This window comes from Dolichospermum sp. UHCC 0259 (assembly GCF_009711935.1).
In the GTDB taxonomy this organism is placed as follows: Bacteria; Cyanobacteriota; Cyanobacteriia; order Cyanobacteriales; family Nostocaceae; genus Dolichospermum.
In genome coordinates, this window is sequence record NZ_VIKX01000228.1 from 1 (window position 1) to 12,551 (window position 12,551).

Genomic DNA, 12,551 nt, shown 5'->3' on the forward strand with positions numbered 1-12,551 from the left:
CTCCTATCCCTGTTACTTCCTAATTCCTTTTTAGTGGGGGAGTGTGAACAGTTACGTCTATATAATTATTCCCAAATCTAATGAGCAAGTAAATGTTAGCTTTTTAGCAGCTATTCTTAATTCTCCTGTGAGTGATTTTCTTTATAAACTTCTATTTGGTGCTTTAACTATTCGTGGTGGATATATTAGATTTAGGGAATATCTTCAATATCTTCCTATTCCTAATATTAACTTTACTACAGCAAGCGATCGCCGTCAAGAATATCTACAAAACATCATCAACCTTTACCAACAATATCAAATCAATAATAAATCAGATACCATACTTAACCAAATTGATCACCACTTCAACCAGCAACTATCAGAAGCCGATGTAATTCATGACTTTCTCGCATATTTAGCCGAACAAATGATAGAACTAAATAAACAAAAACAAACAGAAATGAAAGGATTTATCACATGGTTAGAAAGATTTATCGGTTCTCCCATAGATAATCTTACCAACAAATCAAAAATTCAAAATTATTTAGGTAATTATTATAAACAAACCCAGTCAGATAACCATTTAACCCTTGATGAATTAATAGAAATCCTCAATAAAAACAAGAAAAAAGTAAAAGTTGATATTACTACTAGGAAAGAACAGGAAACATTAGAAAAAGAATATCAATCAAGTTTAAATACTCTCTTACCAATCAAAAAGCAACTTAAACAATGTGATTGGTTAATTGATGAAATTGTTTATCTGTTGTATGGTTTAACAGAAGAAGAAAAAGCCATAATTCAAGGATGAAAATATCCCCGACTTCTGTTTTCATTTTCGGCTTGAAACTTAGTTGAAGATTCATGGTGGCTTGCAAACGCAGATAGACGCAGATAAAAAAGAGGGATAAATATCAAGTTAAGAATCTAACTCTACCAGTATTAATATCATAGTAAGCACCGACAATTTTTAATCTGTCATCACGGATTAATTTATCTATAATTTGTGAATTATTTTGCAATTGTCTAGCTTGGTATTCAATATTATTAATTACGGCATTGTTATCATCATTAACATCATTTCTATTACTATTACGTCTTGTTCTGGAGTTTGGAGATAAACTTGGCCTAATATCATCAACTACAGAGTTAATGTTACCATCATCCGGTTGATTGTCAAACGCTGCTGATACTGCACCACATCCTTTATGACCTAAAACAACTATGAGTTGTGTTCCTAAATTAGCGGTAGCATATTCTAAACTACCAATGGTTTCATTAGTAGCAATATTACCAGCGACGCGCACAACAAATATATCTCCTAATCCTTGATCAAAAATTATTTCCGGGGGGACGCGAGAATCTGCACATCCTAATATTGCTGCATAAGGATATTGTTTGTTAGATACTGATTGCAACCGTCTTTTTGATTGATTGGGATATTGACGATTTTGATTAACAAATCTTCTATTTCCTGCTATTAATCTTCTTTTTGCTTCTTCTGCACTAACTGGATTAGGATTAGGATTATTTTCAGGAATTCTGATTTCTGAACGGTTGGTAATGATTTCATTACAAGCAGTGAGAGTACCCATACTCAAGGTACTTAAACCTACGAATTTTAAGAAGTTACGACGACCTACAAAACCGTTAATTTTACTCATAATCCACCTGATAACTTCTACATAATTTTTACAGAAGATATCAGATTAGATTATGATGTGAGAGTACCTAATTACACGGTTTAAGGGTTATTTAATCTTTTGTTTAAATACCAAACAATAATTTGGCAATATGGACTATATTTGCTTTCTGCATCTTTGCTACTCAGTTCCTCTAATTTCTTTTTGATAGCTTCTTTTGACCAAGTTTTATTAGGAAACTTTTCATTTAAAGCATTAATAACACTAAATAATGTCTCTTTACGATTTTTAACAAGAATTTCATGATTAAGATTTAAAATTTCATTTAGTTCATGATTGATAGTTTCATCATCAGAAAAAATCTTTCCAGTAGAACTATATTTGATATAGGTTTCACAATTTTTATTACTATCTGCTGGATTAAGAGTTATTTTACAAATGATCTTCTTTCCTTCGTAATGTCCCTTTCTTCCATTACAATGAAGATTTTTTAATCTTTTACCTCTATTACCTGAACAAGAAGCTATTAGATTTTTATAGTCTAGTTGTAAATGTGGATAGCAATCCTTATTTTGAGCTTTGTTATGTTCAATTTCCATATTATGTATAGATATTCGTTGCATACAGTAACAACAAATATAGCCTTGTTCTTTCAATAATGACGTTTTTAAAAGTTCTTTGGGATGATATCCGTCATAATTTGCGTCCTGTGTCTGACGATATTGTAAAAGACATCGAGGTTCTGAACCTTTGATAATGCGTTTCATTCTACCCTGTTTAAAAAATCAATAAGTGTATAAGCTTGAATCATATCTGGATCATTATTTCCCAATGATTCAGATAACTTTTGCAGTTCTAGTTTAGCTTCTTCTAAGTTATCATTATCTATCATTTCAAAACATTTGTCTATTCTTTCCTGCATTTTCACAGGTCTTTTTTCCACACCCATAACATCAGAAAGAATTGAGTTACTGTCTCTACCAAAAGTATGGGGTGTTAATTCTACAATTTCTGAATCTTCTAAAATAAATACGTTTTCTCGGTTGACTTCACTCAAAACTTGAGGAGAATGAGTAGTAACAATAAATTGACAGTTGGGGAATGTTTTCCTAAAGCTGGGAATTACAATTCTTTGCCATTGAGGATGTAAATGTAAATCTATTTCATCAATTAATATTATTCCTGTTCCTTTTTCTAGCAGTTCGGAAGGATTAGTAATACTAGGATTTAAAATTGCTAACCGTCGCGCAATGTCAACTACTATCATTAGTAAGGTTTTTTCCGCGTCGGAAAGTTGATCTAGTTTGAAGTTTTCACCATTTTTTTTAATAACTAACGAAGGTTTACTTAAACGACGAATACCACCTTCTCTACTCGAACTCACGCGCACTATGTGTAAATCTGAGAATTGGGTATTAGGAAAACCTTCTAAAAATGTTTCTAATGCTTTTCTAATAATTTCAAGACGTGGATTTCTAAAGTTGGTATCTTGTCTTAATCTAACTTCATTTTCATATTCTTCTTCTTCTTTAAACCAATATAAGAAATCTCGAAAATCATTTATATTTCCTGAAAAAGCTGTTTGATAACCAATCAGTCTATTATTATCATAAGTATTTTCTCTTTCCTCTTCACTCATATCTTTTATGGCTGAAGATTTTATTAATATTCTGTCGGTGTGATAAAAAACGATAATTGGTAAAATTAAATCATTTTTATTATTAATTTGTAAAATTCGCTCATCATCATGAATAGGAATTACTTCGTTTAAAAGTCTCTCCAGCAAATAATTAAAAAGGTCTCCTTTCGTGGATTGCATTCCCATTTTTCTATCTTGACTAACTTCCCACCACAACTTCTTATTTGAATCAACTTCAACACGAGTAGATAGAAAAACTTCATTGGAAGTTATTTTAATATCATCCTCTTCAATATATAGACGAGATTCATAATGTACACTCACGTCGGCTACAAATTGAGATAAAAGGATAGCAATACTATCTAAAATAGATGATTTACCTGAACCATTAGATCCAATGAACACAGCTAAATCAGGAGGAAGCGTTAATTTAAGTTCTCGAAAACCTCGAAAGTTTTGTAAATGTAGTTCTTCAATACGCATATTTATAAATTGAATATAATTGTAAATTCAAATTGCCAACAAGATGATATTTTTATCTTATCAAAAATTTTCGATTTTACACAATTAAGAATTATCGTAACTTTCCCAGCTTTAAATTATTTAATAATTAATCTCCATTTTCTGTAATCACCCTTTGTAAAGGCTTATCCCAACTATCAACAGGTAATTGCGATAAATAAGCAAAATCAAAAACTACTCCTATGGTCGCTTTTGTCTTCCAACCTGGTGAATTTAACAAACGGTCATAATATCCACCACCATAACCCAAGCGGTATCCTTGGACATCACAACCCACACAGGGGACAATAATTAAATCTACTTCTTCAATCTCAATTATTGGTGCTTCGTGGTGAGGTTCTGTAATCCCATAAGCACCAATATTTATTGTGTCTTCAGGTTGCCAAGAATGCCAAACTAGGGATTTATCAACACAACGGGGAAAACCCCAACGTTTGTTAGTGCTGGTATATAGCGAGCTAATATCAGGTTCTTGACGAAAGCTAAAAAAGGCGAGAATTGTATTTGCTTGATTAAATATAACTGAGTTTTGGATATTGGTAGTGAGGCGATCGCTCTTGTCTCTCCATTCTAATAATGTCATTGACTGGCGTTTGTGGAGTAAAGTCCGCCGCAGTTCTTTTTTATTTAGTTGTGAATTTATTTTTTGCAAAGCCGAGACAATTATTTTGAATTTTAATTAAATTGGCGGTTAGGCGGTTAGAAACCGCGTCTACACAGGCAAAACCCACCTGCGTGGGTTCAAATTTTGGTTTTTCCTTAGTCCGCGAAGGCGGACTTTGTTTGTGTAGCCGCGAATTCCATTCGCCGGGACTATTATGCAGCGTTTTTACGCCACCAATCAATAGTATTTTTCAAACCTTCTCTAAATTCTACCTGAGCAGTAAAACCAAAAGCCTGTTTTGCCCTTTCCGTATCTAAACAACGACGGGGTTGGCCATTGGGTTTGTCGGTTTCCCACACAAGTTCACCCTCATACTCCATCAATTCGCAAATTAGGGTAATTAAATCCTTGATAGAAATTTCGTAACCAGTTCCTAAATTGACGGGTTCAGCATCATCATAAAACTGAGTTCCCATCACTATACCCCGTGCTGCATCTGTAGAATACAAAAATTCACGGGTAGGAGAACCATCACCCCACACAGGAAGTTGTTTTTCTCCCCTACTTTGGGCTTCTTGCACTTTACGAATTAAAGCAGGAATAACATGAGAACTGCTAGGGTTGAAGTTGTCTTCAGGTCCGTACAAGTTCACTGGTAAGAGGTAAATACCATTAAAACCATACTGCTGACGATAAGATTGCAGTTGGACTAACAGGGCTTTTTTTGCCACTCCATAGGGGGCGTTAGTCTCTTCTGGATAACCATTCCAGATGTCATCTTCTTTAAATGGTACAGGAGTAAACTTAGGATAGGCGCAGATAGTTCCTACACAGACAAACTTTTCTATCCCTTGTTGATAAGCAGCATGGATTAACTGAGTCCCCATCATCAAGTTATCGTAAAACAACTCGCCGGGTTTTTCTCGATTTAAACCAATACCACCCACATGGGCAGCTAGGTGAATAATAACATCCTGTTGGTCTGCTGCCCGTTGGCAATTTTCCCATACTCGCAAATCACAATCGTGCGATCGCGTCACTGTAATTTTCTCACGATTAGCGCCATTATGGCACAGTTGATCTATTACCTGACGACCGAGGAAACCCGCCCCACCAGTAACAAGAATCCGTTTATTTGCTAATTCTAAGGCAGTCATATTATTATCCTTAATCGGAATTAAAAGTGCAGAGATCCTAATTCTTGACGGGTAGTAGCAATATCTTGAATTTGTTTTGCACCATTACCATTAGAGGAAGTGCAACCCACAGCTTGTAAATCAGCTTCTACCATTAGCGCCACCAGTTCCTTAAATGTTACCGATGGTTGCCAGCCTAATTTTTGCTGGGCTTTAGTGGGATCACCAATTAGTAAATCTACTTCAGCAGGACGCAGATAACGTTGATCAAACTCTACGTATTTCTGCCAATCGAGATTAACGTACCCAAATGCCAACTCTAAAAACTCCTTCACTGAATGGGTTTCACCTGTAGCTACCACATAATCATCTGGTTGCTCTTGCTGCAACATCAACCACATAGCTTTTACGTAATCTTTCGCATAGCCCCAATCTCTCTTGGAGTCTAAATTACCCATGTAGATATTTTTTTGTTTACCAGCAACAATGCGGGCTACTGCTCTAGTAATTTTGCGGGTAACAAATGTTTCTCCCCGTCTAGGAGATTCATGATTAAAAAGAATACCGTTACAAGCAAATAAATTGTAAGATTCGCGGTAATTTATAGTTTGCCAGTGGGCGTATACCTTAGCACAAGCGTAGGGACTGCGGGGATAAAAAGGTGTGGTTTCACTTTGGGGAACTGCTTGCACCAAACCATACATTTCCGAAGAACCAGCTTGATAGAAACGGACTTCAATCCCAGTCCGCTGTTGATAATCGCGGATTGCTTCCAATAAACGTAATGTCCCCATACCTACAGCATCTACTGTATATTCAGGTGAATCAAAGCTGACTCGGACGTGGGATTGAGCGCCTAAATTATAAATTTCTGTAGGTTTAACTTCTTCTAAAATCCGTCGCAGAGTTGTTCCGTCGGTCAAATCACCATAGTGGAGAAATAGCCTTGCGCCCTCGTTATGAGGATCTTCATACATGTGATCAATTCTGTCTGTGTTAAAGGTGGAAGTACGGCGAATAATCCCGTGTACTTCATAACCTTGTTCTAGTAAAAGTTCGGTTAAATAAGAACCATCTTGACCAGTAATACCAGTGATTAAAGCCCGTTTTCTTTGTGTCATGCTTGGTGATGCCTTGTTGCTTTTAGTAGAAGATTATAAACAGTCTGATATAAGTTAGCAGTTAAGTGACATAATTGCCCAATAGTCAGTCTGTAAATTGCAAATATTTAGTTGTTATTAAATCAGGGTCAACAAATATTTATTTTTGCTAAAAAACACTTTAACAAATAATTATGGGTTTACGTCAATTAATATTATGGATTTTAGAGCAGGTTGCGTAGTTAGGAGGTACAAAATCTCAATTGAAATCTATACACAAAGCCAGATTTACTCCTGACATCTGAATTCTGCTGTAAGTGTATCAATTATTCTCTATATTATAAAAATAAATGAATTTTATACCTTTGCTGTCAAAAATGGTTTTGGGGCATAATGTTGCCCCATAAGAGGGAACTGGTGTACTTACTTAGGAAGGTGAATTAAATAAAGTACAACTCTTACTTCATGTAATCTAATGTTGGGTTACGCTATCGCTTTACCCAACCCACAAAGAATTGTAAGTTAATAAATCCATGTTCCTTAGTAAGCTCCTTTATTCTTGGGCATGATGACAACATTAACTGTTTTGAGGATAATCCACAAATCGAGCCAAAAATTCCTAAAATTGACATAATGTATGTCTATTTGCACCCGACGAGGATATGGAATATCATTCCGCCCAGATACTTGCCACAAACCAGTAATTCCTGGACGAATCGTTAAAACATGATTGATATAATCACCATATTTTATTAATTCTTCTTTCACTAAAGGTCTTGGTCCAACTACACTCATATCTCCTTTGAGAACATTCCAAAATTGGGGAAATTCATCTAAGCTGGTAATTCGCAAAAAATGGCCAATTTTAGTAATTCTCGGATCTGTTTTGAGTTTAAAGTTGTCTTCAAATTCTGCTCGCAGACTAGGTGATGTGGTCATCATTTCGACGAGAATTTCGTCAGCATTGTTGACCATAGTGCGAAACTTAATACAATTAAAGCTGCGGTAGTTTTTGCCTACCCGTTCTTGAACATAAAAGATTGGACCCTTTGAGCTTATGGCTATCAATAAGGCCAATATTATGTAAATGGGAGAACACAAAATCAAGACCGACAATGAAAAAACTATATCAAACAGTCGTTTAAAAAACTCTCCGTATAAACCCTGAAAAGATAAACTTCTGGATTTCACCTTTGGCTGTTTAACTTTTTGACCACGTTTTGATAAAACAGTCATAGATGTACTGTTATCCTTTCGCGGGTATCGTTTGCCGGAGAGGAGTGAACTCTGGGCAGTCATCATACTCCTTTATAATCCACACCACACATAGTCCCGATCTTAAAGCTAAAAGGCAGTAATTTTAAGGAAAAATTTACTGTCTTCTGAGAAAATAAATACAAAAGGCTGATGTTTACTGTCTGTAAACTCCTTTTTCACGACATTCATTCACAAAACTGAGATAGCGCTCTGCAAAAACCTGGCGAGAAAATTGATTAGCGTGTGTTTGTATATACTCATAACTGTATAAATGTTGCTGATCTACAAATTTTTCTACGGCATCTACTAAAGCTCCTACTGTTTGGATTTTGAATAATATACCAGTTCCTGTATCAGGATGTGTTTGAATATCTCTAACTGTTTCTAATGCACCACCTGCACGGTATGCAATTACGGGAGTTCCACAAGCTTGGGCTTCAACTAGGGCAATGCCAAAGTCTTCGCAAGCTGCATAAACAAAGGCTTTGGCACGGGACATATAATTTTTGACGATATGATCGGGTTGCCATCCTAAGATTTGAATATGTGGTTGGGCGATTTCCCGTAATTTGTTCATTTGCGGACCTGTGCCAATAATGATCAGGGGTTTTTTTAGCTGATTAAAAGCCTGGACAATTAAAGAAACTTGTTTATAACTCACTAATCGGGAAACTATCAAGTAAAAATCTTCTTTTTCTGAAGAAAAGGGACATTCATCTAGGTTAACCGGTGGATAGATGACGGTTGCTTGCCGACGATAGCAACGCCAAATCCGTCTGGCTGTGTGTTGGGAGTTGGCAATGAAGTAGTCTACCCGGTTGGCGCTGATTACGTCCCATTGCCGCAAATTATGGAGGATTTGCCGTGTGATCCAGCCGATTGCTCCTTGCCCTAGTTTGCTTTGGTTGAGATAATCAAAGGTTAAATCCCAAGCGTAGCGCATGGGGCTATGGCTGTAACAGATATGCAATTGATTAGGGGTGGTTAAGACTCCTTTTGCTACAGCATGAGATGAAGATAAAATAACTTCATAATCGCGCAAATCCAATTGCTCTATGGCCAAGGGTAATAGGGGTAAATATTTTTGGACTCCTTGACGGGCTTGGGGAAATTTCTGTAAAAACGTTGTGCCAATTTGACGTTTGTACAGGTAACTTTCTGGATTGCTGGATTCAAAATCTATCAGGGCATACAAATCAGCGTTAATGTGATTTAATATTTCCTGGACTACGAGTTCTGAACCTCCTGTGGCTTGAGGGGTTAACCACTCATGAACTAAGGCATATTCTAAGGACACGGTTAAGTTGAATGGGTGGAAGGTAATTAAGCTGTTTTAATGAGGTGATATTCGGTCTTCCCCATTTTTGATCCAGAAGTTGGAAAATTTCTAGATTGAATAGAAGATATAATCCTACCAAAAGATGTTCCTATAGTGATACTACAACCTGATAACCTCTACAGATAAGGGTGATTTTCCCATTGAGGTTATTGAGGAATTAGGAAGTTATGCGAATTTTAGTTATTGGTGGAACTCGGTTTATTGGGGTGTATTTGACTGATTTACTGGTGAAGGCTGGACATGAGGTGGTTTTGTTCAATCGTGGTAATCATGCTGCGCCTTCAGGGGTAGGACAAATTATAGGCGATCGCACTGATGCTACTCAATTACAAGAAAAGTTAGCCTCAGTAAGTTTTGATGTCGTTTTTGACAATAATGGGAGGGAACTCACGGATACGCAACCTCTGGCAGAAGTTTTTCAAGGACGGGTAAAGCATTTTGTGTACATGAGTTCGGCGGGTGTTTACCTCAAATCTGACCAAATGCCTCATATTGAAGGGGATGCTGTTGATCCTAAGAGTCGTCACAAGGGTAAACATGAGACGGAAGCTTACCTGAAGCAATTGGGAATCCCCTTTACTTCTATTCGTCCTACTTATATCTACGGACCGCAAAATTATAATCCTTTGGAAAGTTGGTTTTTTGATAGAATTGTGCGCGATCGCCCGATTTGTATTCCAGGAAATGGTATGCACTTAACTCAACTTGGCCATGTCTGGGATTTAGCCCAAGCGATGACCCAGATAATTGGTAATGAAAAGGCGATTGGGGAGATTTATAATATTTCAGGCGATCGCTTTGTCACTTTTGACGGTTTAGCCCGCGCTTGTGCTGTGGCTGCTGGTAAGTCTGCTGATGATCTTAAAATCGTTCATTATGATCCGAAAAAGTTTGATTTCGGCAAACGCAAGGCTTTTCCGATGCGGGTACAGCATTTCTTCGCATCGGTGAATAAGGCACAAATAGAATTAAATTGGCAACCTAAATATGATTTAATTTCTGGTTTGCAAGATTCTTGGAAAAATGATTATCTAGCTACTGGTGCAGATAAATTAGAAGTTGATTTTTCTGTAGATGATGAGATTTTAAAAGCTGGGTAATTTGTAATATTTGTAAGGGTTTAGCAATGCTTATTGGTGTCAACTTAACGGTACTGACTTCCAAACTTGTTGACTAATTTGTTCTAACATCTCGATGTCGTTTCCTTGTAGCTTTGACTAAACCAAATAATTTCCCTCGTTCTACAAGATAGGTGACGACATCGGGGTTTTCACCCCTTGCAACTGCTCTACTGGTCTGTCAATTTTCTATTTGTGGATAAAGACGCTTGAGACAGATACGGGCATCCGCTGTTGTGAGTTTAATGCTCGCTAAAACATTAAATCTTTTCCGTTTTGATGGTGATTTAATAAATACTTTTGTTACACACCAGATATGTCCTAAAAATGCTTTCATGATAAAGTTTGCTGCATCAACAAAAAATACTGCTCTTTTACCCTGTCTAGCCTCTTCTAGCACTGGTTCTAGCTTTTTTTCCTGATACTCTTTTTGGGCTTCTACATCCGCATTTCCTGGTATGTAACCTACTTTTAGTCTTTTCATTCCTATTCTCTTTATAAACTGTCTTACCTGATTTTCACTTCATTTTTATGCCTGTTAATTCTTAAATTTTTTTTTCGCCGCCTCTTTGATACTCATTGGCGGATTTTTTTCAAAATATTTTTCCAGGGCTTCTTGATATTCTTTGATGTATTTTCTTACTGTATTTTCACTCAGATTTACTAATGATACTATTTGGCTATTTTTCAATCCTTTGCTTTTTAGCCACATTACTTCCATTCTGATTTGTACTCTTGGATGTGGATGATTAAATCTTTCGTAATGAAACATTGCTTTTTTTTCTGTACTATACGTTCTTGCCTTCATTACTTGATTACCCTCCACTTTTTTATTTAATATTTTATACCACTTTTTTCTATCCTCAATTTATGCCTTTGCAGAGTATATCTAATAAATTTTCCTATCCAAAATCTATTTTTTTGAGCTAAAGGTAATTTTTTAACCCTTTTTAATGAAATAAATTCCGTAATAACCGATTGTGACAGTTAAGGGTGCGGAATGGGGGATCTATAGGTAGAGAAAGCAAAACTAAACTAATTTGGACTTAAATCAAAATCTGAGTAACAAGTAGCTTTTGTTGCGTCTCCTCTTTCTGAACTACTATTTAAGTAAAACTCTAAATATTCTTTTAATTCTTTTGGAGTATAATCATCTTCTCCCTCAACAATACTAATAAGCATAATAGGTCTTTGGTACTTGGTTGAAAAATAGTTATTTTTTAAACAAGTTTTTTCCACAAATTGACCAAGATTTAAAGTATAATTTCCTATTTTATTAGGAAGTTGCGTGCTACTATATGTTTCTTGTATTTTTTTAGAAATTTCTTTTGCCCTCTCAAATGCTAGTCCTTTTTGCTCTGAATATTTACCTTCAACAGAAGCAGTACCCACAGCAATAACATATTTAGAACGTCTAAAAACTTGTAACCACTGTTTATTAATTGTTTCTGTTAGTGTATTTAAACCTTTAGGAGAGTCTTCTATTTCTTTAATACTACCCAATTTCCACTGATAGGCTTCTCCAAATACTTGGATTACAGGCTGAAAAGTCTTACCCTCACCTTTTATTTTAATAGGTTCAGGCCAATATATTGTATTAACAATAATATTGTTGTTACAGAACTGCATGGCAATAGTAGTTTTTCCAGGAGCTTGACAACTCTTATTTGTCATCAATTCTTTAATACTCCTTATATTCTCTTGACTTTCTTCTGAAAATTCTGTAGTTTCCAATTTAGGATAATTATCCTTTGGCTCAAAAATTCGTGTAGGCTTAACTGTAGGTGTAATAAGTGGTTTTACAATAGTAAATGAAGTTAATGATAATGAGACAAAAATATATGAAGCTAATGATAATGCAAATAAGAAAAATATAAAAATACTTTTTCGTTGATTTTTTTTCATAAAAGTTTTTACATTTGGAAATGATAACAATGACAAAATGTTTTAATACTTCAAGAAGAGATGATGAAAATATAAGTTACATAAATCAAATCCTTCACTAATCTAGTCAATTATCAATTTATGTAACTCAAAATTAACTTTATTTTTTTTCTTCTAACTTCTCTGATTTTTGCGAATTATGATCTACATAATATATCTTGTTGTTACAAGATTGAACAATTATCAAACCATGTCCTGTTTCACACGCAGGACTAGTGGTCTGTCAAGCAAAAAATTGTGAATTTGAGAGAGAATAGGGGGGCTATT

Annotated in this window: 13 protein-coding genes; 2 read left to right on the plus strand and 11 right to left on the minus strand. The window is 35.5% G+C overall.

Features of this window, described 5'->3' with window-relative positions; genetic code table 11:
* Positions 1-43: 43 nt before the first annotated feature.
* Positions 44-793: a hypothetical protein gene (locus FJR05_RS19425; protein WP_174783786.1), complete on the plus strand. Its 750-nt coding sequence runs from the start codon at positions 44-46 to the stop codon at positions 791-793.
* Positions 794-896: 103 nt separating this feature from the next.
* Here FJR05_RS19425 and FJR05_RS19430 read toward each other — a convergent pair whose 3' ends face one another.
* The 8 genes from FJR05_RS19430 to FJR05_RS19465 all read right to left on the minus strand — a co-directional run bounded on the left by FJR05_RS19430 (position 897) and on the right by FJR05_RS19465 (position 9,180).
* Complete coding sequence (locus FJR05_RS19430) at positions 897-1,646, minus strand: carbonic anhydrase (protein ID WP_168645640.1); 750 nt, start codon at positions 1,644-1,646, stop codon at positions 897-899.
* A gap of 80 nt (positions 1,647-1,726) precedes the next feature.
* Positions 1,727-2,392 carry a retron system putative HNH endonuclease gene (locus tag FJR05_RS19435; protein WP_168645641.1) on the minus strand — a complete coding sequence of 222 codons (666 nt, stop codon included), beginning with the start codon at positions 2,390-2,392 and terminating at the stop codon, positions 1,727-1,729.
* Positions 2,389-3,747, minus strand: a complete 1,359-nt coding sequence (locus FJR05_RS19440; protein ID WP_168645642.1) for an AAA family ATPase — start codon at positions 3,745-3,747, stop codon at positions 2,389-2,391. Before FJR05_RS19440 ends, FJR05_RS19435 begins: the two co-directional genes overlap by 4 nt.
* Positions 3,748-3,874: 127 nt before the next feature.
* The gene (locus tag FJR05_RS19445) at positions 3,875-4,438 is read right to left on the minus strand and encodes a 5-formyltetrahydrofolate cyclo-ligase (protein ID WP_168645643.1); all 564 of its coding nucleotides are present in this window, start codon (positions 4,436-4,438) and stop codon (positions 3,875-3,877) included.
* Between the two features lie 164 nt (positions 4,439-4,602).
* Positions 4,603-5,547 (minus strand): GDP-L-fucose synthase, encoded by a 945-nt coding sequence (locus FJR05_RS19450; protein ID WP_168645644.1) that lies wholly within the window; start codon positions 5,545-5,547, stop codon positions 4,603-4,605.
* A 20-nt stretch (positions 5,548-5,567) separates the two neighbouring features.
* Positions 5,568-6,647, minus strand: coding sequence for a GDP-mannose 4,6-dehydratase (gene gmd / locus FJR05_RS19455; RefSeq protein ID WP_168645645.1), 1,080 nt, complete (start codon positions 6,645-6,647; stop codon positions 5,568-5,570).
* A gap of 519 nt (positions 6,648-7,166) precedes the next feature.
* Complete coding sequence (locus FJR05_RS19460; protein ID WP_168645651.1) at positions 7,167-7,925, minus strand: sugar transferase; 759 nt, start codon at positions 7,923-7,925, stop codon at positions 7,167-7,169.
* A 112-nt stretch (positions 7,926-8,037) separates the two neighbouring features.
* Positions 8,038-9,180 carry a glycosyltransferase gene (locus tag FJR05_RS19465; RefSeq protein ID WP_168645646.1) on the minus strand — a complete coding sequence of 381 codons (1,143 nt, stop codon included), beginning with the start codon at positions 9,178-9,180 and terminating at the stop codon, positions 8,038-8,040.
* A gap of 209 nt (positions 9,181-9,389) precedes the next feature.
* Here FJR05_RS19465 and FJR05_RS19470 point away from each other — a divergent pair, with 209 nt between their 5' ends.
* Positions 9,390-10,322: an NAD-dependent epimerase/dehydratase family protein gene (locus FJR05_RS19470; RefSeq protein ID WP_168645647.1), complete on the plus strand. Its 933-nt coding sequence runs from the start codon at positions 9,390-9,392 to the stop codon at positions 10,320-10,322.
* A 199-nt stretch (positions 10,323-10,521) separates the two neighbouring features.
* Here the strand turns inward: FJR05_RS19470 and FJR05_RS19475 are convergent, their stop codons facing one another.
* The 3 genes from FJR05_RS19475 to FJR05_RS19485 form a co-directional block, all read right to left on the minus strand.
* Positions 10,522-10,824, minus strand: coding sequence for a hypothetical protein (locus FJR05_RS19475; protein WP_168645648.1), 303 nt, complete (start codon positions 10,822-10,824; stop codon positions 10,522-10,524).
* A gap of 54 nt (positions 10,825-10,878) precedes the next feature.
* Entirely contained in the window at positions 10,879-11,148 is a 270-nt protein-coding gene (locus FJR05_RS19480) for a helix-turn-helix domain-containing protein (RefSeq protein ID WP_168645649.1), read from the minus strand.
* Between the two features lie 227 nt (positions 11,149-11,375).
* On the minus strand, positions 11,376-12,245 hold the full coding sequence (locus FJR05_RS19485) for a hypothetical protein (RefSeq protein WP_168645650.1): 870 nt from the start codon (positions 12,243-12,245) through the stop codon (positions 11,376-11,378).
* Between the last annotated feature and the right edge of the window lie 306 nt (positions 12,246-12,551).

Bases quoted from the DNA above. Each gene is read 5' to 3' on its own strand.
- FJR05_RS19430 (WP_168645640.1), bottom strand. From the start codon at position 1,646: ATGAGTAAAATTAACGGTTTTGTAGGTCGTCGTAACTTCTTAAAATTC.
- FJR05_RS19435 (WP_168645641.1), bottom strand. From the start codon at position 2,392: ATGAAACGCATTATCAAAGGTTCAGAACCTCGATGTCTTTTACAATAT.
- FJR05_RS19440 (WP_168645642.1), bottom strand. From the start codon at position 3,747: ATGCGTATTGAAGAACTACATTTACAAAACTTTCGAGGTTTTCGAGAA.
- FJR05_RS19450 (WP_168645644.1), bottom strand. From the start codon at position 5,547: ATGACTGCCTTAGAATTAGCAAATAAACGGATTCTTGTTACTGGTGGG.
- gmd (WP_168645645.1), bottom strand. From the start codon at position 6,647: ATGACACAAAGAAAACGGGCTTTAATCACTGGTATTACTGGTCAAGAT.
- FJR05_RS19460 (WP_168645651.1), bottom strand. From the start codon at position 7,925: ATGACTGCCCAGAGTTCACTCCTCTCCGGCAAACGATACCCGCGAAAG.
- FJR05_RS19470 (WP_168645647.1), top strand. From the start codon at position 9,390: ATGCGAATTTTAGTTATTGGTGGAACTCGGTTTATTGGGGTGTATTTG.
- FJR05_RS19475 (WP_168645648.1), bottom strand. From the start codon at position 10,824: ATGAAAAGACTAAAAGTAGGTTACATACCAGGAAATGCGGATGTAGAA.
- FJR05_RS19480 (WP_168645649.1), bottom strand. From the start codon at position 11,148: ATGAAGGCAAGAACGTATAGTACAGAAAAAAAAGCAATGTTTCATTAC.
- FJR05_RS19485 (WP_168645650.1), bottom strand. From the start codon at position 12,245: ATGAAAAAAAATCAACGAAAAAGTATTTTTATATTTTTCTTATTTGCA.